Annotated in this window: 16 protein-coding genes and 1 tRNA gene; 3 read left to right on the top strand and 14 right to left on the bottom strand. The window is 62.2% G+C overall.

What is annotated here, in order from left to right; genetic code table 11:
• Positions 1-14 precede the first annotated feature (14 nt).
• From KF708_13945 to KF708_13930, 4 genes are all read right to left on the bottom strand, one after another.
• Positions 15-947 (bottom strand): phosphotransferase family protein, encoded by a 933-nt coding sequence (locus tag KF708_13945; GenBank protein MBX3413788.1) that lies wholly within the window; start codon positions 945-947, stop codon positions 15-17.
• Between the two features lie 88 nt (positions 948-1,035).
• Positions 1,036-1,106 (bottom strand) — tRNA-Gln (locus KF708_13940).
• Positions 1,107-1,157: 51 nt separating this feature from the next.
• A complete protein-coding gene (locus tag KF708_13935) occupies positions 1,158-1,829 on the bottom strand; it encodes a redox-sensing transcriptional repressor Rex (GenBank protein ID MBX3413787.1) in 672 nt (223 codons plus the stop codon).
• Between the two features lie 239 nt (positions 1,830-2,068).
• Entirely contained in the window at positions 2,069-2,521 is a 453-nt protein-coding gene (locus KF708_13930; protein ID MBX3413786.1) for a prepilin-type N-terminal cleavage/methylation domain-containing protein, read from the bottom strand.
• Positions 2,522-3,091: 570 nt separating this feature from the next.
• Here KF708_13930 and KF708_13925 point away from each other — a divergent pair.
• Positions 3,092-5,902, top strand: coding sequence for a hypothetical protein (locus KF708_13925; GenBank protein MBX3413785.1), 2,811 nt, complete (start codon positions 3,092-3,094; stop codon positions 5,900-5,902).
• A gap of 136 nt (positions 5,903-6,038) precedes the next feature.
• Here the strand turns inward: KF708_13925 and KF708_13920 are convergent, their stop codons facing one another.
• The 3 genes from KF708_13920 to KF708_13910 form a co-directional block, all read right to left on the bottom strand.
• Entirely contained in the window at positions 6,039-6,779 is a 741-nt protein-coding gene (locus tag KF708_13920; protein MBX3413784.1) for a PEP-CTERM sorting domain-containing protein, read from the bottom strand.
• A gap of 503 nt (positions 6,780-7,282) precedes the next feature.
• Entirely contained in the window at positions 7,283-7,885 is a 603-nt protein-coding gene (locus KF708_13915; protein MBX3413783.1) for a CPBP family intramembrane metalloprotease, read from the bottom strand.
• A gap of 253 nt (positions 7,886-8,138) precedes the next feature.
• Positions 8,139-8,456 carry a tetratricopeptide repeat protein gene (locus KF708_13910; protein ID MBX3413782.1) on the bottom strand — a complete coding sequence of 106 codons (318 nt, stop codon included), beginning with the start codon at positions 8,454-8,456 and terminating at the stop codon, positions 8,139-8,141.
• Between the two features lie 397 nt (positions 8,457-8,853).
• On the opposite strand from KF708_13910, the gene lpxA reads away from it, so the two are divergent.
• A complete protein-coding gene (lpxA, locus tag KF708_13905) occupies positions 8,854-9,705 on the top strand; it encodes an acyl-ACP--UDP-N-acetylglucosamine O-acyltransferase (protein ID MBX3413781.1) in 852 nt (283 codons plus the stop codon).
• 182 nt (positions 9,706-9,887) lie between these two features.
• On the opposite strand, the gene ppdK is transcribed toward lpxA, so the two are convergent.
• Positions 9,888-12,626, bottom strand: a complete 2,739-nt coding sequence (ppdK, locus tag KF708_13900; GenBank protein MBX3413780.1) for a pyruvate, phosphate dikinase — start codon at positions 12,624-12,626, stop codon at positions 9,888-9,890.
• Positions 12,627-12,950: 324 nt separating this feature from the next.
• Between ppdK and KF708_13895 the strand changes: the two genes are divergently transcribed.
• Positions 12,951-15,371 (top strand): hypothetical protein, encoded by a 2,421-nt coding sequence (locus tag KF708_13895; GenBank protein ID MBX3413779.1) that lies wholly within the window; start codon positions 12,951-12,953, stop codon positions 15,369-15,371.
• 229 nt (positions 15,372-15,600) lie between these two features.
• Here the strand turns inward: KF708_13895 and KF708_13890 are convergent, their stop codons facing one another.
• The 6 genes from KF708_13890 to KF708_13865 all read right to left on the bottom strand — a co-directional run bounded on the left by KF708_13890 (position 15,601) and on the right by KF708_13865 (position 24,233).
• A complete protein-coding gene (locus KF708_13890) occupies positions 15,601-16,470 on the bottom strand; it encodes a recombinase RecA (GenBank protein MBX3413778.1) in 870 nt (289 codons plus the stop codon).
• A 49-nt stretch (positions 16,471-16,519) separates the two neighbouring features.
• Entirely contained in the window at positions 16,520-17,632 is a 1,113-nt protein-coding gene (locus KF708_13885; GenBank protein ID MBX3413777.1) for a D-TA family PLP-dependent enzyme, read from the bottom strand.
• A gap of 57 nt (positions 17,633-17,689) precedes the next feature.
• Positions 17,690-18,826 carry a cysteine desulfurase gene (locus tag KF708_13880; GenBank protein MBX3413776.1) on the bottom strand — a complete coding sequence of 379 codons (1,137 nt, stop codon included), beginning with the start codon at positions 18,824-18,826 and terminating at the stop codon, positions 17,690-17,692.
• A gap of 182 nt (positions 18,827-19,008) precedes the next feature.
• Complete coding sequence (locus KF708_13875; GenBank protein ID MBX3413775.1) at positions 19,009-19,374, bottom strand: DUF3467 domain-containing protein; 366 nt, start codon at positions 19,372-19,374, stop codon at positions 19,009-19,011.
• A 112-nt stretch (positions 19,375-19,486) separates the two neighbouring features.
• On the bottom strand, positions 19,487-19,753 hold the full coding sequence (locus KF708_13870) for a hypothetical protein (protein MBX3413774.1): 267 nt from the start codon (positions 19,751-19,753) through the stop codon (positions 19,487-19,489).
• Positions 19,754-19,952: 199 nt separating this feature from the next.
• Entirely contained in the window at positions 19,953-24,233 is a 4,281-nt protein-coding gene (locus tag KF708_13865) for a tetratricopeptide repeat protein (GenBank protein ID MBX3413773.1), read from the bottom strand.
• Positions 24,234-24,782 lie beyond the last annotated feature (549 nt).

The following is a 24,782-nucleotide window of genomic DNA, read 5'->3' as shown; positions in this document are numbered from 1 at the left end:
GATGAAGCCCACGGTCAGAAGGGCGGTTTCGCGCGTGCTAGCGATCGCGCCGCTCGTTCGAGCGAGGAAAAGGCCGTGGAATCGAGCACTTCAGCCGCGCGTTGCCAGCGACGCAGGCCATATTCGGCATAGTTGAACTCGACGGCCGAGGCATGTTCTTGCACGACGGCCCAGAGCGACCAGCCGACATCGGAGAGGAGCATGTTCAGCCGTACCCGGGCGGCCTCGCGTTCCGTAGGGGCGTCGAAATAAGCCTGGCACAGCTCGTCGATGGCGGCGTTGTTGAAGTCGAGTTCGCGGCAAAGGTTTCCCAACTCGAACGTGGGGTCATTGTTGCCGCTATACTCGAAGTCGATCAATCGCCAGTCCTGGCCGACCTCGAGGAAATTCTCGGCCAAGAGATCGTTGTGACAGGGGGCCAGCGCGACGGGGCGTGGTCCGAGGGCCGCTTGCAATCGGGCAAGCCCTTCGCGCCGGGCGGAGTAGTCGGGAGGTGTCGGCCAGCCGGCTCGTTGCACGGTGGCGACCCAACGGCCGGCTGCTTGAGCGAGATCGAATTCGCCCCGAAAGGCGGGTCCCCCGTGCAAGCGGCGCAACAAGGTGGCGATACGGGTCGGATTACCGGGCGTGCGCAATTCGGCCGCCGAGAGGGAGCGCCCGGCGAGGAACTCGCGCACGCTGAGCTGATCCTGGTCGAAGCGCTGGAGCGGACGAGGCGCGAGCCCCCGCGAGGCCGCCTGCGCCGTGTTGTGCCATTCCTGTTCGCGATCGATCGCCAGGCCGGCGGACGAGGGGGCCTCGACGCGCACCACGTAAGATTCGCCGGCAACGTCGACGCGAAAGTTCGCGTTCGTGATGCCGCCGTCCAGAGGCGCGATCGCAAGATCGGCGTGGCGCCACTCGGGCAGCAGTTCGCGCAGGCGCGCTCCGAGGACCGTGACATCCACGCGTCGCCTCGCAGGTTGGAGCGGGGGGCCAAAGGGGATCATCGCCCGGGTTGGGCGACAATCCATCATAGCTCTCCAGAAAGAAGAGCTACCCGGCTAGGATTCGAACCTAGAATGAGGGAGCCAAAATCCCTAGTGTTACCGTTACACTACCGGGTAGTGATCGCCGCGAGCTCACCGCTGCGAATTCCGTGGAAGACGCGACCGTCGTCAGTCATCCGCGGTGCGCTTCATCACGCCGAAAGCGAGTTGTTCGAGCTCGATTGCCAGGTCGACTCCGACCTGCCGCACGTGTCCCGGCAGCGAAATCGTTACAGGTGCGAAATTGAGCACCCCTTCGATGCCGGCCTCGACGAGCCGATCGGCCACCCCTTGAGCAGCAGGGGCAGGCACGGCCAGCAGCGCGAGCCTGATCTTATTTTTTTGAACCATTTCGGGCAAGCGATCGAGGTGGAAGACTTCGACCCCTTCGATCGATCCGCCCACCTTGGAGGTATCGACATCGAAGGCCGCCACGAAGCAAAAGCCTTGCTGATGGAATCCCTTGTATCCCAAGAGGGCGCGGCCGAGGTTACCAGCTCCTATGAGGGCCACGGACCATTGTTGGTTCGTACCCAGGATACCGCGGATGGCCCGGATCAGCTCCTCGCAGCGATAGCCGATGCCGGGATAGCCAAAATGGCCGAAATAGGCGAGGTCCTTGCGGACCTGGGCATCGGTAAACCCCAGTACCCGCCCCAAACGGTTCGAACTGGTGGTCTCGTGGCCGTCGCGAACCAGGTGCTGGAGCTCGCGAAGGTAAAGGCTCAAACGACTTACGACCGCCTTGGGGACCGCACCGTCAGACGCAGAGCCGACGCGTCGACTTTTGGAGTCACTCATGACGTGCAGGTCCGGAGGCTGCGGCAATAGAATCGCGACAGGCTGCCGCGACGGCGGGCTTCCACTCTAAGAGAAGGGGATCCCCTGGGCAAGGTGGGGTGGAGCCTGGCCCTTACAGCCTCATTGCTCGCTGCCCCCCCAGCCCAAAAAACAAGAGCCCCCACGGCACGGTGGCCGCAGGGGCTCTTCTGTGTCATCAGACTGCTAGGGGCTGTCTAGTCGAGCTGGGCTCGCCGCGACTATTTGGCCACGGGGGTCAGGGCTTCGTCGGTGTTGGCCCAAATGCCACCCGTCGTGGTGTTGTAGAGCCAGCCGGCTCCACCCTCGACCGCCGCCGAGGGAGGATTGTTCGTCGTGGTGGTGACGGTGTTCGAGTTGTTGTACGGATTGAAGGGGACGCCGCCGATCAGGTAGGGCCCGAAGGCGCCCGAGGCATTTGCCGTGCCATCGGCATTGGTCTTGCCGGTGAGCTGCGAAAGATTCGCATTGCTCGGCACCGCACCATTGTGCTGCAGCTTGTACATTTCGATCTGCGAGCGGAGGGTGCGGAGATTCTGCATCGTCGCGCTTTCCTTGGCGTTCTCGCCCGACTCGGTGAATTGCGGAATCACGGTGGCAGCCAGAATGGCGAGGATCACGACGACGAGGAGCACTTCGACCAGCGTAAAGCCAGTGCGACGACGAGCACGCATGATGACACGTTCCTTTCGCTGATTTGCGTTGGACCCGATACGTTGGCGGCGCGTTCCGCGATGGTTCGCGGAACGGTGATCGAGTTGGGGTCGCGAGTTGCCCTGACCATGCGACTTACCATGAATACCTAGTTCGTGAACGAAGCGCGGTCAAACGAACCAGGCAGCCCCCGAGAAAAGGTCTCGTACCGCCCCGGGCCCTGGGGTCTTCTCCTAGCCTGACCGCGGGGCCAGCGCCGCTGCGACCGATGCGATCGGCGCGTGCGTTGCGAGGCATTTCTTGCACAAAGGCGCAATATTCTTTGCACTCGACGCAGAAAGCTTTTTCTGTGTGTGCCTTTCATTCCTTCTTGTTCAAGCAAATCTCCCAGGCCACCCGATATTCCGCGATGTGAGGACTTGTTTTGGCATGACTGAGGATTTTGCGTTGTCCTGAATAGATGCGCCCAGATTGTAATTTGGGTAAACAGGTTAACGCGGGCTGACTTTGCATTCCGAATAAGCCTTTGGTGGACCACGACCACCAGACCAGGCCCCTGCTACGCGTAATGTCCTTGGAGGAGGCAAGACATGAAGAATCTGTTGGGAGTGCCGATCATCGCTGTCCTGCTGGCAGCGCTTTCGGCGAGCTCGGCGGACGCCGGATATTGCGGCGCCAGTCGATACCGGTGTTGCGCGAAAAGCTGCGACGCCGGGAGCTACGCCTGCTGCAAACAGCAGTGCCATACCGTCATGAAGACCTGTAAAGAGGTCGTCTACGAGAAGCAGGCCTACACCTGCTACAAGACCGTGTACGAGACGGTCTGCGAAGACAAAGTCATCAATTGCGTGAAGTACGTGCCGGAAGTGCGCACCAAGCAGTGCGAGTACACCGTGTGCAAACCGGTCTGGGAAACCAAGACCAAGAACATTTGCTACACGGTCTGCAAGCCGGTCTGGGAAACCAAGACCAAGGACATCTGCTATACGGTCTGCAAGCCGGTCTACGAAACAAAGACCCGCACCATTTGCTACACCGTGTGCAAGCCGGTTTGGGAAACCAAGACCAAGAACATTTGCTACACGGTCTGCAAGCCGGTCTACGAAACGAAGACCCGCGACATCTGCTACACCGTGTGCAAGCCGGTCTGGGAAACCAAGACCAAGAACGTCTGCTACACGGTCTGCAAGCCGGTCTACGAGACGAAGACGAAGAACATCTGCTACACGGTCTGCAAGCCGGTCTGGGAGACCAAGACCCGCGACATCTGCTACACGGTCTGCAAGCCGGTCTACGAAACGAAGACCAAGAACATCTGCTACACGGTCTGCAAGCCGGTCTGGGAAACCAAGTCCAAGACGATTTGCTACACCGTCTGCAAGCCGGTCTACGAAACGAAGACCAAGGATATCTGCTACACGGTCTGCAAGCCGGTGTGGGAGACGAAGACGAGAAACATTTGCTACACGGTCTGCAAGCCGGTCTGGGAAACCAAGTCCAAGACGATTTGCTACACGGTCTGCAAGCCGGTCTACGAGACGAAGACCAAGGACATCTGCTACACGGTCTGCAAGCCGGTGTGGGAGACGAAGACGAAGAACATTTGCTACACGGTCTGCAAGCCCGTCTGGGAAACCAAGACCAAGAACATCTGTTACACGGTCTGCAAGCCGGTCTACGAGACGAAGACCAAGGACATTTGCTACACGGTCTGCAAGCCGGTCTACGAAACGAAGACCAAGGACATCTGCTACACGGTGTGCAAGCCGGTCTGGGAAACCAAGACCAAGAACATTTGCTACACCGTGTGCAAACCGGTCTACGAAACGAAGACCAAGAACATCTGCTACACCGTGTGCAAACCGGTCTACGAAACGAAGACCAAGAACATCTGCTACACGGTCTGCAAACCGGTCTACGAGACGAAGACCAAGGATATCTGCTACACGGTCTGCAAGCCGGTCTACGAGACGAAGACCAAGGATATCTGCTACACGGTCTGCAAGCCGGTCTACGAGACGAAGACCAAGGATATCTGCTACACGGTCTGCAAGCCGGTGCATTACACGAAGACGATCAAGGTCTGCTGCGGTGAGTGGAAGACCGAGGTCACCTGCTGCCCCGGCCCGGTCGTGACGAAGTGCGTCCAGGAGCCTGGCTGCTGGGTGTGGGATCCTTGCTGCTGCCGCTGCGTGTACAAGCCTGGCTGCTGCAAGAAGGTCCAGGTTCAGTGCCCGCCGGTCAAGGTGTGCAAGAAGGTTTGGTGCCCGCGTGTCGAAGAGCGTACGATCAACTGCTGCAAGTACGTTCGCGAGACCTGCACGAAGACCTGCACGTACACCGTGTGCCGGATGGTTCCCGAGCAGCGTGTGAAGACCTGCACGTACAAGGTCTGCCACATGGTGCCCGAGAAGCGCGTGAAGACCTGCACCTACACGGTCTGCCGGATGGTGCCGGAACAGCGCGTGAAGACCTGCACGTACACCGTGTGCCACATGGTGCCGGAGCAGCGCGTGAAGACCTGCACGTACAAGGTCTGCCACATGGTCCCCGAGCAGCGTGTGAAGACCTGCACGTATAAGGTCTGCCACATGGTGCCCGAGAAGCGCGTGAAGACCTGCACGTACACCGTGTGCCACATGGTGCCGGAGCAGCGTACGAAGACCTGCACGTACAAGGTCTGCCACATGGTTCCCGAGCAGCGTGTGAAGACCTGCACCTACAAGGTCTGCCACATGGTTCCCGAGCAGCGCGTGAAGACCTGCACCTACCAGGTCTGCCACATGGTGCCCGAGACCCGCACGAAGACCTGCACGTATAAGGTCTGCCACATGGTTCCCGAGCAGCGCGTGAAGACCTGCACCTACACGGTCTGCCACATGGTGCCCGAGACTCGGACCAAGGTCTGCACCTACAAGGTGTGCCGGATGGTGCCCGAGCAGCGCGTGAAGACCTGCACGTACCAGGTGTGCCGGATGGTTCCCGAGCAGCGTGTGAAGACTTGCACGTATCAGGTCTGCCACATGGTGCCCGAGACTCGCACCAAGACCTGCACGTACCAGGTCTGCCGGATGGTTCCGGAGCAGCGTGTGAAGACCTGCACGTACAAGGTCTGCCACATGGTTCCGGAGCAGCGTGTGAAGACCTGCACGTACAAGGTCTGCCACATGGTGGCCGAGAAGTGCGTGAAGAACGTGTGCTACACGGTCTGCAAGCCGGTCCACTACACGAAGACCATTCAGGTCAAGCGTTGTGTGCCGAAGCAGGTCGCTTACACCGTGACTCGCTGCGTGCCGAAGGTGGTCTGCAAGCAAGTTCCGGTCACGGTCTGCTGCCCGGTCCCTTGCTGCGAACCGTCGTGTGCGGAGCCTTCGTGTGCCGAGGCCCCGTGCGCAGGCTAGCGTGAACGCAACCCCTGCTCCGAGGTGAACTCGGGCAGGGCCTGGTCAAAAGCTGAGCGGCGGTCCGATTCGTATGATCGGACCGCCGCTTTTTTTGTGCAGCAGTTTGTGCTTCGTAGGTGCTGCGAATGCCCGACTAGGCAGCCGACTTCCCGGCGTTCTTGCGACGGCGATAGCGCGCGCCTGCCAGGGCCAGGGCGGGGAGCCCCATGCCGGCGATGGCGATCGTGCTGGGCTCGGGCACGACCTGGAAGTTGTCCAGGTCGAAACTGATGGCCGTCGAGTTGGGCTGGGCCGACAAGTTGGCAAAAATTTGAATCGAATTCACCGCACTGAAGACCGCTGTGAAGTTGTTGTGGGTGGGTCCGGTCTCGTCGGTAAGCAGCGGATTCGTGTTGTTCACCAGCATAGTGAGTTGGGTCCATTCGTTCGGGTTCACCGGCTCAGCGAACAGCCCGATCATGGCCGGAAAGCCCATCGTAGTGGGCAATCGCATCCCAAAAGAAAGGGGCGAATCGGCATTGTGGCGCACGGAGAAAGTGATCACCTTCTGGCCCCCCGTCCAATCGCCAAAGAAGATGTTGTCGCTCGAATTAACAGTATCGCGGGCACGGAACACGACCTGTGAGGTCGAGGCGCTGCCGGTCACGGGTGTGGTGAAAGTCGATTGGATATAGGCATCGCCGGCGCCATCGGGACCACCGCCGCTGATCCAGGTGGCGTCTTGCGACAGGTTGCCCATGTAGTTCTTCCAGTTCTGGGCGGAACTATCGAACTCTTCGAGCAGCGGGTTGCCGATCAATTCGGCATGGGCGGACGAGCAGGCGACGCACAGCAACAAGGACGCAAAGAACAAGGTGCGATGAACCAGACGCATGGAGAATCTCCCTCAAATCAATGGATGGACGCGACAAATGAACTCGATCTCCGAGGGTCCGCGCAACAACACGGCGCAAGGAGACCCTCGTCGAAGGGCAACGAACGGGGAGCTGCGACCCAAGCATGGGCGTAGCGACTGCCAGAGCGTGGCGAGCAGATGTCGGCCGAAAGAGCCGAGGGGCGGGCTAAAGCTCTAAGACTTCCCTACACGTAGCCAGTGAACCCGTCAGGCGGATGGGGCCTGGGTGGGTATGACTTGAACCAGGTTCAGTTCACTAGCAAGCGCGGCCGGAGCCGAGGGGTGGGGGAGTTGATATTCGATCTCAGTTGTGCCCCTATATTAGTTACCCCTGCCGACGTGTCAACAGGGGTAAACCAGAAAAGATCTGCGTGGCACTCACGGTGCTGGCGAGGGGGCCGCGACCGGGCGATGGCGTTCCGACGGCCGAAAATCCGCGCGAACCACGGAACACTCGACGTCGAGGCGAGACACTCGTCAAGCTAGGCACTGGAGGCATGATCGCCACGCCAGCGCAAGAACCAGGCCAGGGCGACAAAGTCGTAGGCCGCGTGGGCCACGATCGGCACCGCCAGGTTCTCGCTCGCCAGCCAAACGAAGGCGAGATACAGCCCCATCAGTGTCGCGTAAACAATATACAACCGCGTGATGGCGTGTACCGCGCCAAAGAGGATGCTGGACAGCGCGACCGCCGCGCCTAATCCGATCCAGGGCACGAGCGCCGGGATCATCACGCCGCGAAAGAGCAGTTCCTCGCCCAAGCCGGCCAAGAGCGAAACGAGCAGCAGTTGGCCCCAGCTCCAGTGACGGAGCAGGGGGATGAGCAACTCGTCGATGGTGTGCGTCATCCCCTGCCAGAGGGCCGGCCGGAAATAGTCGAGTGCCAGCACCACGGCCAAAGGGAGCAATGCCGTCACCACCCCCAACGCCAGCGAATCGGCCGACCAGACAATGTCCGCGCATGGATCGATCTCGAAGAGCCAGCCCGCCAGGAGCGCCATTGGAAGCAGGGCCCCCTCGAGCGCAATCATGACCCAGGGGGAAAGTTCGCGCTCGGGGAGGGGTTCGATGCTGTCGGGATTCATTTCGTGAGGCGATGGATCGCGACAGCACGTCGAGGGACGAAGGTCAATCAAGGGGCACGCACGGGTCGTGACTTACGCTCCCGTGAGTCGGTAATTGCTACCCGGGACGTCACGCTACCGGACAAGCCAGTGCCACGCGGCAATCGCCACGAACCTCTTGTTGCTGTGCAACACCGACGAACTTGCGAATCTCGGTCAGAGGAACACTTGGAGTCCACTCCGCAAATTCGTCTGCCACCCTTCGCACGTGGGCTTACATTCCCTGCTGCAGCATCCGAGCTCGGGCCAGCGCGTCTTCTGCCTCGGGAATCTTGCCCGCGCGCTGGAAGGTCACGCTGAGCGCCGTATAGCTGAACGGATCGTTCGGCTCGAGCTTGACGACTTCGAGGCCGTGGCGAATGGCCTCGTCGTGCTTGCCGAGTCGGGTATAGACGACGGCGAGGGCCGAGTGCGCGAGGGGGTACTTGGCATCTTGGGTCAACAGTTCGTGCAATTTGGCGGCTGCTTCTTCGAGCTTGCCTTCGTCCTTGAGCCGGTCGGCCGCGTCATAGAGTTCTTCGTTCGTGGGCATGATGAGTGGTGTGCCTGCCAGGTTCGAAACTACCAGTTCGGCCGATGCGCCACGACATTCGCCGCTAGCAATCGTCCGCTGTCAGGCAGTCTAGCAGTTTCGCCCCGGGCTGGCGTGGGGTAGCTGAACGGGTGAATTAAGTGGCATGCCCGAGGAAGGTTACAACCGCGGCGTGGCGACGGTGGCAGAGCCGGGGTTGCCCGGGGGGGCCGTAAATTCGGCACGACAGGTTAAACCGGCAGGATCGGCTTTTCCGATACTCAGAAGCGGCAGGCAGGACTCTTTTTGCCAGCACTCGAAGGCGAGTGGGGCGAAAGGTTTGCGTCCCCCCTGGATCGCTCGGCTGCCGGCCGGTTCACGTTCCCTTCCAGAGCCCCTTCGCGGAGGTCGCACGCTCGTGAAAGTCCATTCTCTGGCCGTCGTCCATCCCACTGCCAAGTTGGGTTCGAACGTCGAGATCGGGCCTTTTTCCGTGGTGGAAGCCGGCGTTGAAATCGGGGACGACTGCGTGCTCGAGTCGCGTGTCACGGTCAAGACCGGCACACGCATGGGTTCCAAGAATCACGTCTGCGAAGGCGCGATCGTCGGCGGGGTGCCGCAGCACGTGCGCGTGCCCGATCAGTTGGGGGCCGTCGTCATCGGCTCGGGCAATACGATTCGCGAAAACGTCACCATCCACCGCGCGCTGCACGGCGATCAGTCGACGACGCTCGGCGACAACAACCTGGTGATGGTCAACGTCCATATCGCTCACGACTGCGTCATCGGCAACAACACGATCATGGCGAACAATGCGATGCTCGCCGGTCATATCGTGGTCGCCGACAAGGCGTATATCTCGGGCGCCGTCGGCATTCACCAGTTCTGCCGCGTGGGGCGGCTGGCGATGGTCGGCGGTCAGGCGCACGTAACACGCGACATTCCACCTTTCGTCACGGTGGACGGGGCCACGACCTTGATCGTGGGTTTGAACCTGGTCGGTTTGCGCCGGGCGGGATTCAAACCCGAAGACGTGGCTCAATTGAAGGCCGCGTACCGTGTGATCTACCGTAGCGGCATGCCGTGGGCCGAAATCGTCGCTCGCCTCCGCGACGAATACGCCACGGGTCCCGCCGCGGAGTTCCACGAGTTCTTCAGCGGCGGCAAGCGCGGCTTCACGCCCGAACGCCGCATGCCGCCGACACCAACCCTGCGCCTGCGGGCGGCGGAAGAAGAGAGCGAAACGGAACTTCGGCGCAAGGCAGGGTGATCGCAAGCGACGCTCTTCGTTGTGACGTCGTGGTTGCTTTCAATTCAACCCCGACGGCACTACGACACGACGTACGCAGTTCGACAATAAAACAGGAGACGGGAGTTGACTCCCGTCTCCTGTTTTTTTTATCGGCTCACATTGCTGGAGGAGCCAGCCGTGTCACGCGGCACGCGAGCGTGCTATTTCTTCTTCGCCGCGACGGCTGCCTGGGCGGCTGCCAGGCGGGCGATCGGCACGCGGAAGGGTGAGCAACTGACGTAGTCGAGCCCGATCTCGTGGCAGAAGATCACGCTGGCCGGGTCGCCGCCGTGCTCGCCGCAGATACCGAGCTTGAGGTCGGGCCGCGCCTGGCGGCCGCCGGCCACGCCCTGCCTCATCAAGCTACCGACGCCGTCCTGATCGATCGTCTGGAAGGGATCGTTCGGCACGATGTCGTGCTCACGGTAGTAGTTGATGAAGGCGGCGTAATCGTCGCGGCTCATGCCGAGCGTGGTCTGCGTCAGGTCGTTCGTGCCGAAGCTGAAGAACTCGGCGTACGTGCCGATTTGCTCGGAGCAGACCGCGGCACGCGGAATCTCGATCATCGTGCCGACGAGATACTTCACCGTGACGCCCTTCTCGGCAAAGACCTTCTCGGCGGTCTCGCGGACGATCTTCTCCTGATCGCGGAACTCGGCGGCGAAGCCCGCCAGCGGCACCATGATCTCGGGCAGCACGTCGATGCCCGCCTGCTTGACGTTGCAGGCCGCCTCGATGATGGCACGGGCCTGCATGCGCGTGATCTCGGGATAGACGATGCCCAAGCGGCAACCGCGGTGGCCGAGCATGGGGTTGAACTCGTGCAGCTCCGAGACGCGGCGGGCGATGGCGTCGCCGGTGGTGCCGATCTTCTTGGCCAGCTTTTCCTGCTCGGCGGATTCGTGGGGCAGGAACTCGTGCAACGGCGGATCCAAGAGGCGGATCGTCACCGGCTTGCCATGCATGGCCTGGAAGATGCCTTCGAAGTCTTCACGCTGGAAGGGGAGCAGCTTGGCGAGGGCCTTTTCGCGGCCTTCGAGCGTGGTGGCGAGAATCATCTCGCGGAACTCGTCGATGTGGTTGAAGAACATGTGCTCCGTGCGGCAGAGACCGATCCCTTCGGCGCCAAAGGCGATCGCCTCGAGAGCCTGCTTCGGCTCGTCGGCGTTCGTGCGGACGCGGAGCTTGCGATGCTCGTCCACCCAGGTCATGAGCTGCTCGTAGCAGTGATAGGTCTTCGAGCTGCTGGCGGCGACCTTGTCCTTATCGCCGAAGAGGGCCTCGAGGACTTCGCTCTGGCGCGTTTCGACGGCGCCTTCGAAGACCTCGCCCGTGAAACCGTCCATCGAGATCCAATCGCCCTCCTTCAAGGTGCGGCCAGCCACCTTGACGGTGCCTGCCTTGTAGTCGATGTCGAGATCCGAGCAGCCGACGACGCAGGCCTTGCCCATCTGGCGGCTGACGAGCGCGGCGTGTGAGCTGGCGCCACCGAAGGCGGTAAGGATGCCCTTGGCGATCTTCATGCCGCGGAGATCCTCGGGGCTGGTTTCGCGACGCACCAGGATCAACTCGACGTTGTTGTTCTTGAGCCACTGCGCCTCGGCGTCCGAGGCGTGGAAGCAGATCTTGCCGGTCGCGGCACCGGGGCCCGCGTTCACCCCCTTGGCCAGACGCTTGCCGGCGGCATCGGCGGCCTTCTTGGCGGCGGGATCGAAGATCGGCTGCAAGAGCTGGTTCAAGTCGTCGGCCGGGATGCGCTTGGCGCTGAGCGCGGTTTCTTTGGTGATGAGCCCCTCGTTCACCATGTCGACGGCGATCCGGACGGCGGCGAAGCCGGTTCGCTTGGCGTTGCGGGTTTGCAGCATCCACACCTTGCCGCGCTGCATGGTGAACTCGATGTCCTGCACGTCGCGATAGTGCTTCTCGAGCTTCTTGCCGATCTCGACCAGCTCGGCGTACGACTTGGGCATGTCCTTTTCGAGGGTCTCCTCGATGCGGAGCGGCGTGCGAATGCCCGCCACGACGTCTTCGCCCTGGGCATTGATCAAGTAGTCGCCGTTGAGGCCGGGCTCGCCGATGGCCACGTCGCGGGTCATGGCCACGCCGGTGGCGCAGTCGTCGCCCAGATTGCCGAAGACCATCGCTTGCACGTTGGTGGCGGTGCCCCACTCGTGCGGAATGCCGTAGGTGCGGCGATAGACGACGGCGCGGTCGTTCATCCAGCTACCGAACACGGCGCCGACCGCTCCCCAGACCTGCTCCATGGCGTCGGTGGGGAATTCCTTGCCGGTGGCTTCCTTGATCGCCTTCTTGAACTCGGCGACGAGTTCCTTCAGATGCGTGGGGGAGAGCTCGTTGTCGAGCTTCACGCCGACCTTCTTTTTCTTCTCGTGCAACAGGTGCTCGAAGGGATCGATATCGGTCTTGTCCTTCGGCTTGAGATCCAACACGACGTCGCCGTACATCTGCACGAAGCGGCGGTAGCTGTCCCAGGCGAAGCGTTCGTTCTGCGACTGATCGGCCAGGACCTTCACGGTCTGATCGTTGAGACCGATGTTGAGCACAGTGTCCATCATGCCGGGCATCGAATCGCGGGCGCCCGAGCGGCAGGAGACGAGCAGCGGGTTCTTCGAGGAGCCGAGTTCGGCCCCCATCTCCTTCTCGATCTTGCGCATCGCCTCGTCGACCTGCGCCTTGAGGGACGGCGGATATTTGCGGTCGTTGGCGTAGAAGTAGGTGCAGACGGTGGTGGCGATCGTGAAGCCGGCGGGGACGGGCAGGCCGATCTTCGTCATCTCGGCCAGGTTCGCCCCCTTGCCGCCGAGCAGCTCACGCATCGAGGCATCGCCATCCGTGCCGTTGGGACCAAAGGAATAGACGTACTTCTCCGAGTCAGCCATGAAAGAGGCGTCCTTCTAAGTGTTTTCCAAGCGGGACCGCGGGGCTCCTGAGGCGACCAACAGGGTCGCGGCGCTCACGGGCGGCCAGGCTATAAACTTCGGCGTACCAAGACTTTTCGTGAGGTACGAATCACGTGCGCGGGCTGAATGCAGCGGCAAGCAAAGCCCGGATTCTAGCAAGCCAAGGGAACCCCGTGAAGCGGCCGTACGCCCCTTCGGGGCTTTGTTGCGTCGACCAGATCGACTATCTGGGCGGACGGGCGCAGGTGATCGAATTGGTCTTTGTTACGATGGGCGTCCACTTCCTCTCACTTGCCAAGGACCATGCACCCCGTGACTCTGCCCGCGCAACCAGCCACCGCCGAGCCGACCTTATTGCCTGCCTGGAGCCCGTCGCGCTGGATGGGCATTGCCGCGGCACTCTACGCGCTGCTGACGGTGCTGATGTTCGGGCACGTGCTGTGGACGGCCTCGCGGATGCCTTCGGCCGAATGGTGCTCCGACATTCGCACGCAGTTTTATCACGTGCGCACGTTCGGCTTTGGTGAATTGGCGAGCGGAAACCTGGCGCTCTGGAATCCGCACGTTTTCTCGGGCACGCCCTACGCGGCGAATTTTCAATCGGCGCTGTTTTATCCGCCGAATTGGCTTTTCCTCGTGCTGCCGACCGCGCTGGCGATCAACTGGTCGATCGCGCTGCATGCGTTCCTGATCGGATGCTTCACCTTCTATTGGCTCTTCGGTCGGAAGCTGCACCCGCTGGCCTGCCTGATGGGGGGCGGATTGCTCATTTTCTGCGGGCCCTATTTTGCGCCGGTTTATGCCGGCAACCTCTCGAACCTCTGCACGATGGTCTGGGCTCCGTTGATTCTGCGCGCCATCGATGACTTACTCGGCGACGCTGCGCTGCGGGGTGGGTTGCTGGGCTCCGTCGCGGTGGCGATGCAGATCCTGGCCGGACATCCGCAGTACGTCTACTACACCGCCATCGCGGCGGGGTTGTACTTCGTGCTCTCGCTCGTCACCGCCGAACGGCGACTGACATCGCTGGCCGGATACCTGGGCATGTACTTCGGGGGCGCCGCGTTGGCCGCCGTGCAATTGGTGCCTGGGCTGGCCAGCGCCGATCAAAGCGTCCGCTCGGGGGGCGTGCCGTATGAGTTCGCCATCCACTACTCCCTGTCCTGGGAAAACTTCGTCACGTTCATCGCGCCGGGCTTCTTCGGAGAAATGGAACTGGCCTCGTACTGGGGACGGGGCATGCTCTGGGAGATGACCGGCTTCTTCGGCGTGACCGGTCTGCTGTTGGCCGTGTACGGCGTTTGCTTCGGCACTCGGCAGTCGGGGCGCTTCGTGCTGGCGGCCCTTGTCCCCCTGATGCTGCTGCTCGCGCTGGGAGGCCACACACCGCTGTTTCGCGTGTTGTACGATTACGCTCCCGGCTTCAACAGTTTTCGTGGCAATGCGAAGTTTCTCTTCCCGGCCGTGCTCTTTGCGGTGGCGCTCGCGGCGACGGGGCTCGATACGCTGCTCCGCCAACCGCGCGCGACGCCTTATTTCGCGGGCGCCATTTTCGCATTGGCGGTGGCGTGCTGGATCGCCGGGGGCGCCGTCGCGGCGTCGGCCGAGAGGGGTAGCGACGGCTGGTGGGCCGAATCGCTCCTCTCGCTGCGCGACCAGGCGAAGCAATGGCGCGAGCTGTACCACGTGACGCCCGAGGACTACGACAAGCCCGACTTCATCCGTCACACCGGAGTCGTCGCGGGTGCAAGTCTGCAACGTGCCGGCACGATGTGCATCATCGTGGCGCTGTTCCTTCTCGGCTGCGCCTGGGAACCTCGCACGGCGGCGGTATTGGCGGCGTTGGCCGTGGTCGAGGTGCTGGTCTTCGCCTGGCCGCTGAGCACGTCGTTTCCCGCCTCTTCGGTCACCTCGGAGAACTTGCGAAAGTTTCTGGCCTCGCAGCCGGGCGATTTCCGCATTATCGACCAGCAAAACCCGAACGAGGCGATGACGATCGGGGCCTACGATGTGCTGGGCTACGACCCGGGCGTCACGCGCCGTTATGCCGAAATTTTTACCTATGCTGCGCACACGCCGTTGGAAGAAACATCGCAGTATCTGCGCTGGCATCCGAAGTCGCGGATCCCCTCGCTCTATCGTCTGGCGCGAGGGCGATTTTTGTTGGCGATCGTCGAAAGCAAGCAGGGGGCAACTCTGCAGTCGATTCCGCTGCCAAATCCCCTGCCCCGACTGCTACTTGTGGGAGATTACCAGGTGGCGGCCACGCGCGACGACGTGTTTCGCGCCATGTCGCAGGCCGATTTCTCGCCGGAGCAGACCGTGATTCTCGAGCGCGAGCCCGAGCCACGCCCTGCGGCGGAAGGGAACTCACCGGTACCAGGCAGGATTAGAGTACTCGATTCGTCGACCGATCATCTGACCGTGGAAGCCGAGCTCGCATCAGCGGCGATTCTGCTCATCACCGATGCATACGACAGCGATTGGCAGGTTACGCCACTCGAGGGAAGCGTGCAGCAACACTATGAACTGATGCCCGCGGACTGGGCCTTCCGCGCGATTCCACTGGCGGCCGGCAAGCATCATTTCCGGCTTGAATATCGCCCCGCTGCGATCAAGCAAGGCGCCGTGCTCACGCTGCTTGCCTCGGCGGCCTGGCTTGGCCTGATGGTTTGGAACGTGCGGCGGCGTTGGAAGGCAAAACCATCCCACCCCGTAGCGTGAGTTTTGAAGTGGCGCATGGATCGGGTAGCACGTTTTTCCGGAGCGGCCTGCGGAACGGGATGAATCGGAGTGATGGGATGGGGGCGCTTCCACGGATCCTCTGGTCGCCTGCGCGACACCGACCATCTTGCGACTCGAGTTTGCTTCCAAGGGTGGGCTTTTTCCGCAAGATGATCGGTGCTACCCCGTCCGCGGTGTGTTTACTGGTGTTGCCCACGTCACGGAAGTTCTACGAGACCACGCGCAGGCCGGCGTCGTCGATCTCGTAGGGAATGATCTCGTCCGAGCATGGGCTGCCGCGGTGTTTGGCGATGTAGAGGCCGCGCGACAGCCGGTTGCCTTCGCGAATCTTGCCCATGTAGATCACGGTATTCGCCGCGGCGAGCCAATCGCGATCGTCGAGGGGCCGATCGATGAGCTGCTCGAGCATCGACTCGTGCGACGTGTAGAGCATGAGGCAGCCGACGCGGGCATGATCGTAACCGTGTGCCGCAACTTCGGCGGCGTGCTGGCGAAACTCTTGCCGGAAGAGATCGCGTGCGACCCAATCGTGTTCTTTGCGCAGGATCTGGTGGTAGACGTAGTCGAACAGTTCGAACTGGAAGGAATCGGCCTGCTTGTCGGAGGGATCGACACCGTCGATCACGCAGCGCCGCGTGCCGCGCACGAAGTTGCCGTAGAAGAAATCGATCGCCACGTTGAGCCGCGAGACGATCTCGGCGTGCCAGTCGCGATAGGCGTCGAAGTCGGCCGCGCGGACCGTCGCTCGGCGCCCCGCGAAATCGAACAAGCGCAAATAGTCTGGCTGCGGTCGATCGGCGGCGAAGTAGTTCTCGAACCGCGGATGGAGGGCGGGATCTTGCTTGCTGATCCGCCAGTCGAACATGCGGGCGGCATAGTCGGCATGGCTCTGCGCGTCGCCGCGGTAGCTGAGGTCGAAGAAGATCCCGCGATGGCCCTCTTGCGAACCGCCGGCGGCGTTGAACTGCACGCCGAGTTGGGTCTTGCCGATGCCGGTGGCTCCGACCACCACCGCGAGCGTGCCGGGCAACAGCCCCCCACCCAGCTTTTGATCGAGTCCAGGAATACCGGTCGCCAGGCGCGACCTATCTGGCGAGAGTTTGGAAGAGTTCACGGCCGCTGGTGGGTTAGATCGTCAACATGCGGTCTCGCGCGGCGATGGGCCAGCGATCACGGGCGATGCCCTGCTCGACGACGATCGCCTCGCGATGGAGCGCGCACGTAGGACAGATGTGGTAGGGAATGGCATAGACCGGCGTGCCCACCTTGAGGTTCGCCCCCAGGGTCGTGCGCACCGCGAGATGCTCCTCGCTATGCACGGTCATCTTGGCGTCCGACAGGCCGATCAACTCGGCGCGCGGGTCGGGATTGTCGGGCGACACCGCCTTGAAGCCCAGATCAAGGCACACAATGTTCGAGGCCGGGCGGCTGATGACGCGCGTCAAGACGAGGGCCGCGTGGATAAAGCCCAGGTCGGGAAACTTCGTCTGATAGCTGGCATCCCAGAAGACGCACGTGCCGGGACTGACCTCGCGCTCGGGATAGCGGGCATGCATGGGAAACGTCGGCGAACCGCCCGCGACGACGCGCGGCACCCGCAGGCCGGCGCGCTCGAGGCGATCGATCATCGCCTGCACCGGCACAAACGCGGCATCGACGGCCGCGGTGCGCGCCGCGGGATCGTGATCGCGCAGGTGGCCGTCATAGACGTGCAGCCCCCCCACCGTCAGACCTGGCGCCGCATGGATCGCGCGATAGAGGGCATCGGCGCGTTCGTCGGGCGCGATCCCGCTGCGGTGCATGCCGTTGTCGATATCGACCAGGACGTCGAGCTCGCGTCCCGTGGCGGCGACCGCTGCCGACAAGGCCTGTACCGCGTCCGCGTCATCGGCAACGACGGTAAAGCGTACGGAGGGATATTTGGCCGCCAGCCGTGCGACGCGCGCGATGTTCGGCCCCACGATGGGATAACCCAACAGCACGTCTCGCGCGCCGCAGTCGGCCAGCATTTCGGCCTCGGCGATCGTGGCGCATTTGAACTTGTCGATGCCGGCGTCGAGCTGCAGCGAGACGACTTCGGCCATCTTGTGCGTTTTGACGTGGGGCCGCAGACGCCTGGTGCCCCCCGCCATCTCGATCATGCGGGCGACGTTCTGTCGCACACGATCGAGGTACACGAGCAGCGTGGGAGAGGCGATCTCGTCGACGTTCGAGATCTCGTACCAGGGGGCGTCGGCCATGACTGGGAGCAAGCTGGGCAGAGGGATGCGGCGGGGTTCAGGTTTGCTGCCGCTAGCTTACTGCAAATCTTCCCAGGCCGCGACGAGCAAGTCGGCCGCACGATCGACTTCTTCTTCGGTCGTGTACCAGCCGAGACTGAGCCGCACCGTGCCGCGCGCCACTTCGAGGGGCAAGCCCATGGCCGCGAGCGTACCGGAAAGCCGCGTCGAACCGGAATGACAGGCCGCTCCGGTCGAGGCACAAAGTTCTGGACAGCGTCGCAGCAGCTCTCCCCCCGTGACACCAGGGAAATTGACGCTGACGGTATTCGGCAATCGTGGCGCGTCGAAGCCATTGATGGTCAGCGGCGCTCCGACGCCATCGCGCAGCTTTTGCTCGAGGCGCTCGCGGAGCAGTTCCATCCGCTCCTGGGCCGATTCGAGATGACGCGCCACGAGTGCTGCCACCCGCCCCAACCCGACGATGTAGGGAACGTTCTCCGTGCCGGCGCGCAGGCCGCATTCGTGGCCGGCGCCGTGCAGCAGCGAATCGAGCTGCGTGCCGCGCCGCACGTAGAGCGCGCCGACCCCCTTGGGCGCGTAGAGCTTATGCCCCGCCACGCTGAGCAGATCGACTCCCAGCTCGGAAACGTGAACGGGAATCTTGCCCAGGGCCTGGGCGGCGTCGGTGTGGACGAGGACGCCTCGGCGATGGCACACGTCGACGATCTCGCGCAGCGGCTGCACCGTGCCCACTTCGTTGTTGGCGAGCATCACGCTGACCAGGGCCGTATCGCTGCGCAGGGCACGTTCGATGGCACTCGGATTGACAAGTCCTTGCGAGTTCGTGCCGACGACCGAGACATCGCAGCCCAGGCGTTCGAGAAAACGGGCCGGCTCGACGATCGCCGGGTGCTCGAGGGCCGAGATGACCAGGTGACCCGACGGGGCGGGGGTCCGCTTGAAGAACACGCCTTTGAGGGCGAGGTTGTTGCTCTCGGTGCCCCCCGAGGTAAACACGATCTCGTCCGAGTCGGCGTCGAGCAATTCGGCGAGGCGCGTGCGGGCATCCTCGACGGCCTCGTGGCTGGCCGCGCCGAGCGCGTGCGAGCTGGAGGGGTTGCCAAAATGCTCGGCGAGAAAGGGGAGCATCGCCTCTTGGACGGCCGGGGCGATGGGAGTCGTGGCGTTGTAATCGAAATAGATGTGTCGCATGGCGACGCGCACGCTCCTGGCGGCGGGAGGTGTTCGAAGGGACACCGCCTGAGAGATCCGGCTGGCCGGAGGGAAAAACTCGCGTGGCATGCACCACCGAGCAGCAGTGCATGCCACGCGTCGTCATTTTAGCATGGCTCGACAAGGGGGAGCCAGCATGGGTCGAAGGCTCGAACGTCTGGCTAGGCGTTGCGCATGCCGGGGACGACGCGCTTTTGGACGTCGGTCTCGAGCACGCCGAAGGCAGCCTCGTGGCGTTGCAGCGTAAGCTGCAAGGCGTGCAGCATACGTTTGGCGGTGAAGAAGTTCGTGATGATGCGCTGCGAGACGACCACCGGCTCGGTCGGCACGCCAAAGGGCTGCGGGTTGAGACCGAAGTCGATAATCAGCTCTTCCGGCGTGCCGGTGACGCGGCAGAAGTTGGCATAGCAGGCGATGGCATGCGAATCGTCGAGCTTGACCTGCTGGCGCTGCTGGGGAGATTCGGCGGCGGGAGCAGCCGGAGCGGGTGCCTTGATTTCGGCGGATTCTTCTTTAGCCACGTGCAATTCTCCTGGTTAAGAAATAGGCCCGGTTTGTGCGGTTCGGTAGGAACCTTCGTTATAGAAATGGTCTGCGGCCGATGCCAGTCCCGGGGCGGATTTGCGCCGCTACCCAGTTTTACGTGCCGGCGCCGCTACAGTTCGGATCGGGATTGGCCGGATCGCAGACGATGGGCTGCGGATTGTCGAGACAGGCGGTGTTCGTAACATTCAGCGCGGCGATGGCTTCGGAAAGGTCTTTGAGCTCGCCGAGCAGCGCGTCGCGCACGGCGCTCAAGCCACCGATGACGCCGATCACCACGACCGAGATCAGCAGGATCCACTCGAACGTCAGCACGCCGCGACGCTGTCGGCGACCGGCGGCCCGGCGAGAGAGGAAAGTCATATCGTTGCCTCGTAGATGTGCAGGACCCGCGATTGAGTTCCGTGAGATCCATCTTGAAAGGGAACCGGCGGGCAACAAGAAAAAATGCCGCCAGGCGGCGGCATTTTTGCGAAGTCGACGTGGAGCTTGACGAATCTGACGCGTTCGAGGCTCAGAACCGTTTTGCCAGGCAATCGGTTTGTATCGCCGGCAGCGTGTTTTACCGCGCCGCTTGCTGTTGCACTTTCACATCATGGCGGAGCTTCGTGAGGCGATCGCGTTCGAGCGCCGAGACCTCCTCGTCCTTCAGCCCGCTGGCGTCCCCTTGATCGAGCGCTTTCTTGGCGGCGACGTCGTCCCCCGCCAGATGATGGGCCCAGGCCAGGTGGAAGTACTTCAAACCGTTGGGCCGATCTTCCACGGCCTCGCTGAGATCGCGGATGGCCAGCTCGTAATCTTTGCGAGCCAGATGGGCCACGCCACGCGTGTCGAGCAATTCGGCCGTGGGACCAAAGTAGGCGATGGCCTGCTCGGCCAGCGGCAAGGCCGCGTTCCCGTCGTTCTTGTGGAGCGCCAGGAGATACGACAGGTTGTTGGCTGCCGCCGCTTTCTGGATGGCCGGCGCCTGCGGATTGTCGAGAATCTGCTGATAGAGCCGGGTGGCCTCGACATAATTGCCTTGCAGCTCGCGCAACTCGGCGAGCTCTCGGCCGAGGCCGACCGCTTCGGGATGTTGCTTGGCGGCCTCGACGAGCAGCTTCTCGACGCGGGCAATCTGATCCTGATTCGCCTTGCTACGATGTTCGCGCAGAATGCCCATTGCCATGGCGGCGATGTTCGGCGAATTCTGCGCATGGAAGTTCTCTTCGCAGATCTTCAGACCCGGCTCGATGCCACGGTATTTGCCTTGGAAGGCCGCCATGAGGAAGATGTCCTCGGGGCGCTCGCGGACGTATTCTTCGTACATCTCTTCGGCGGCGTTGATGAAGGCGGCCTTGCCTTCCGGATTGTCGATGGCGTTTGACAGGCGTTCGAACTGCTGGGCGGCATCGTAGAGCTGCTTGGCCTGCGAGGGGGCCAGCGGCCGGACGACGAGCTCACGTGTGAAGCCAATCGCCTCGTCGAAGTAACCGCGACGGGCATAGAGCAGCGCCTTGACGGCAAGCGTGATCGGTGCATTCGGGTCGATTTGCTCCAGCTTTTCCAGCATCCGCGCGGCGTCGTCGATCTGGTTCTGACGCAGGAGCATGTTGGCAAAGATCGGCACGTAAATCGGCGACGGCTTATCACCCCCCAACAAACGCAGCATGTGATCGCGACACAGCAACCAGTTGTTGTCGCGCTCGTGGAGTTGCGCCAATTGCAGTCGCACGTCGTTGCGCGTGGGCTCCTTATCGAGCACCGCTTCGAGCAACTGAATCCCCTCGCGGCGCGAGCGCAGATCGTCTCGCGCGGCGAGCAGATTCGCCTTGATCATGACGTCTTCCTGCGGCAGATTGCGATTGGCGTCGGCATTGCCATCCAGAATCTGCAGGGCGCGTCGCAGGTCTGCGTAGCTATTGCTGGTCGCAATCAACGCGGCCAGCGTACGCCGCCCCCAGCGAACGCGATCGAGGTCGGCCGCTTCTTTTTTCTGCGGCGCCAGTGCGACCAGCTTCTCGAGCAACTGCTGCGCCTTGTCCATCTGCTGAGCCCGCACGTGGAACTCGATCGCGCTGCGGAGCACCGCGGTATCGTCGCCGTGCGTTTCGACGGCGGTGGCGTAATGCTGGCCAGCCTGCTCCACGTTGCCCAGCACTTCGTTGCATTGCCCCATCGTGGCGGCCAGTTTGTCCGCCGGCACGGACGCTTCCACCTCGGTCAGCGTGGCCTGCGCTTCGTCGCGCTTGCCGTTCTGCACGAGCTGCGTCACCAGGGCAATCCAGCAGAGTGGCTCTTGCGGACCATGCTTGACGGCACGGCGGTAGGCGGCCTCGGCATCGTCGCGACGACCGGCCCGGGCGAACAACTGCCCCTGCCAGAGGTGATCGCCAAACTCGGTCGAGTCTTCGTCCACGACGGCTTCCGCGCGTTTGGCGGCATCGTCGGCCAGTCCCAGCTTCATCTGCAATTCGGTCTGCAGCTTGCCAAAATCATCGGTGAATTGAATCTCGGTGGGCAACTTGGCAAGCGCTTGATTTGCCTCGTTGTATCGTCCGGTCTTGTACAACAGCTCGACCAGTCGGCGCACCATGCCGATGCTGGTTTCGCCCAGGCGGAGCGCTTCCTGGTACTTAGTGATGGCGTCGTTCGAACGTCCCGAGAGATCGTCGACTTCGGCCGACAGCCGGATGATGGCCGTCCAGTTCGGGCGACTTTCAACAACCTTGTCGACCAGCCGGCGAGCTTCGGTCAGGTCCTTGTCGGTGGCCTTCTGCATCATGTATAGGGTCGCCAGGCGGGCCGCGGCGCAATACTGCCAGTAGTTGTGATCCTTGCCCACCACGGCCTCGACGCCGGCCAGCGCATCGGTCATGCCCTGCTCGTCGCGCGAGTCGCGTGCCAGGTTGAACATCATGAGGCGGAGCAGGGGGTCGCTGGGCAGGCGACCAGCCACCCGATTCAGCACCTCTTTGGCAGCCTCCGACTCTTTCAGCAGGTAGAACGCTTCGCCGAGCGATTGCGCCAGTTGCCGCTGCTCGTCCGTCTTGTAAGAGTCGACGGTCTGGTTGATCGTCTGCAATTCGGCCAAGGCTTCTTCGCGCGGCAGCCGCAGCACCTTGCTGACCATGGCAAGCTGTACCAGCAGCGGCGTGTGGAATCGATCGGCCGCTTCCTTCAACGTGGCGATCGCCGCCGCGTTGTCCGTCAAACCCTGAATATCCGCGACCGCGATCCACAGCCCGATCGATTGCGGAAACTTCTCGCGTTCGGCAATGGCCAGTTCCAAGGCTTCTTCGGTCTTGCCCTTGTAGACGAGCAAGCGAACTTTGAAGAGCGCCAACTCCGCGCCACCGCTCGATTGCTCGGTGAGGCGTGCCATCAGTTCGTCGACTTCCTCCCACTTGCGCTGGTCGACGGGCACTTGCAGTTGCTCGGCAATCTTGATGCGCACCGATTCATAGTCGGCCGTCGTGCCGGCGGCCGAGATCTTCTGCAGTTCGGCGTTCGCCTCTTCAAGCTTGCCGAGTCTTTGCAGCTCGTGTACCAGGCGCAGACGCACCTCTTTGGCGTAAGGGTTGTTCTCGAGCGCGCGGCGCATGGCCACGATCGCCAGGTCCGATTGGCCGAGGTTGCCGTAGCAATCGGCCAGCAGGGCGTCGATCTGGAACAACACGACCTTGTCCCGCGAGCTGCGCTGGCGCAGGCTGTGCAGCAAGCGACCGGCATCGGCCCATTTCTTCTCGCCGATCAGCACGCGTGACTTGAGAAAGTCGACCTGCTCTTGTGACATGTCGAGCTGGACGAGCCGCGCGATCGTGTCGTTGGCCTTGTCGAATTGGCTGCGGCGAATCTGCAACTCGCACATCTGGCTGAGCAGGGTGATGCTCTCGGGCATCTTCTTGAGCCCCTGCAGCAACGCCTCCTGCGCATCCTCGCCGCGATCCTTTTCTTCGACGCGGGCCAGCTCGAGCTCGAGCCGAGCGAGCGTGATATACATCGATTCGTTTTTCGGGTGCAGTTCGATGCCGCGATTGAGATGCTCGCGCGCGGAGTCGAATTCTCGATCGTGAATGAGCAGCTCGGCCATCTTGACGATCACGTCCGCTTCGTTGGGCGCCAGATCGAGTGCTTTTTGCAGATCGGTCTTTGCATCGATGCGATCACCAAACAGGTTTTGCACCCGATAGTTGTAGCGCATCAAGTAGGCCAGGTGGTTGTCGGGGTTCTTCTCGACCACCTCGTCCATGTACTGGTCGCCCGTCTGCGGATCTTCGAACGCTCCCGACATCAGGCTGGCCAGCAGGGCGTAGATCTGGACGTTGTTCGGGGCGTCCGCCTTGGCCGCCTCGTACATTTCCCGTGCCTTGTCGTAGTTCTTGTCCTGCTCGTGGCACATGCCGACGAGCATTTTCAACTCGGCATCGTTGGGGTGCTTTTTCAGCAACAGATTGAAATGCTCGAGTGCGTCACGCGTGCGCCCACCTTCGAGATTGAAGCGCGCCAGTCGGCGGCGAATATCGTCGCGGTCCGGCGCCGTGCGCAGCGCCTGTTCCAGCACGTAGGGCACGCGGCGGGCCTGCTCGGCGTTCGCCCGACCTGCCTGCTGCTCGATCATGTCGGCAAAGAGCATCGCGAAGTCGCAGTTCGCGTCGACATCGTCATTGCGGTAACGCAGGTAACGATTGTAATTCTTGACGGCCTCTTCCAGGTTCCCCTTGTCGCGCTGCTCTACGGCAACCTGTTTGAAGACTTCGGCGTTGCGCGACACCTGGTAATTGTGCAGCAGGTAAATGCCCACCAGGGCCGCGAACGAAGTGACCACCAGAGCCACGAGGAGCTTTACGTTCAGCCGTCTCATTTAACGCTGTCCTGTCCTTGTACTCGCAATTGAATTTCGATGCGGGCCACGTGGCGTTTGGTGGCCTCTGGGCGACCGTCGTCATGCCGTGTGGAACAACCCACGAAACATTGGCTCGCGCAAGACGCGCACTTCACGTCGAGCGGCGCTCCGTCGAAGTATGCCGGCTTGGCTGGCGGAGATTTGGACACACAACCTATCGCACCAGGCGGCGTCACAACGAGCAAATGTTCTCAGTGCGTGGGGGGTGCCTCGAAGTAGTACGTGACGGTCCGAATGCAACTCGTGGGGAAACTTCCACGATGGCGGTGACCGCGCGGTGAAACGCGGCACATGAAGGGCTGAAGTTCATCCTATCTGGGGTGTCCGCGCTGTCAACGAGATCGACGGAATTTTCGGATTCTACGGGGGTTACGTTAAGAATCGATGGTGCGGAAAACGTCCCGCGCGCGACGTCTTCGCCCTCCTACGCAAAACACTTGGCGAAGGGTCATTCGTACCGGTCCCAAGGCAGAAATCTCTCCCTCGCCCCCAATAGAAACCTGAAGA

The organism is Pirellulales bacterium, assembly GCA_019636335.1.
In the GTDB taxonomy this organism is placed as follows: domain Bacteria; phylum Planctomycetota; class Planctomycetia; order Pirellulales; family JAEUIK01; genus JAHBXR01.
The sequence above is the reverse complement of the archived record's forward strand: the minus strand, read 5'-3'. Positions and strand labels throughout refer to the sequence as shown.

Bases quoted from the DNA above. Each gene is read 5' to 3' on its own strand.
- KF708_13935 (MBX3413787.1), bottom strand. From the start codon at position 1,829: ATGAGTGACTCCAAAAGTCGACGCGTCGGCTCTGCGTCTGACGGTGCG.
- KF708_13930 (MBX3413786.1), bottom strand. From the start codon at position 2,521: ATGCGTGCTCGTCGTCGCACTGGCTTTACGCTGGTCGAAGTGCTCCTC.
- KF708_13925 (MBX3413785.1), top strand. From the start codon at position 3,092: ATGAAGAATCTGTTGGGAGTGCCGATCATCGCTGTCCTGCTGGCAGCG.
- KF708_13920 (MBX3413784.1), bottom strand. From the start codon at position 6,779: ATGCGTCTGGTTCATCGCACCTTGTTCTTTGCGTCCTTGTTGCTGTGC.
- KF708_13915 (MBX3413783.1), bottom strand. From the start codon at position 7,885: ATGAATCCCGACAGCATCGAACCCCTCCCCGAGCGCGAACTTTCCCCC.
- KF708_13910 (MBX3413782.1), bottom strand. From the start codon at position 8,456: ATGCCCACGAACGAAGAACTCTATGACGCGGCCGACCGGCTCAAGGAC.
- ppdK (MBX3413780.1), bottom strand. From the start codon at position 12,626: ATGGCTGACTCGGAGAAGTACGTCTATTCCTTTGGTCCCAACGGCACG.
- KF708_13895 (MBX3413779.1), top strand. From the start codon at position 12,951: ATGCACCCCGTGACTCTGCCCGCGCAACCAGCCACCGCCGAGCCGACC.
- KF708_13885 (MBX3413777.1), bottom strand. From the start codon at position 17,632: ATGGCCGACGCCCCCTGGTACGAGATCTCGAACGTCGACGAGATCGCC.
- KF708_13880 (MBX3413776.1), bottom strand. From the start codon at position 18,826: ATGCGACACATCTATTTCGATTACAACGCCACGACTCCCATCGCCCCG.
- KF708_13870 (MBX3413774.1), bottom strand. From the start codon at position 19,753: ATGACTTTCCTCTCTCGCCGGGCCGCCGGTCGCCGACAGCGTCGCGGC.
- KF708_13865 (MBX3413773.1), bottom strand. From the start codon at position 24,233: ATGAGACGGCTGAACGTAAAGCTCCTCGTGGCTCTGGTGGTCACTTCG.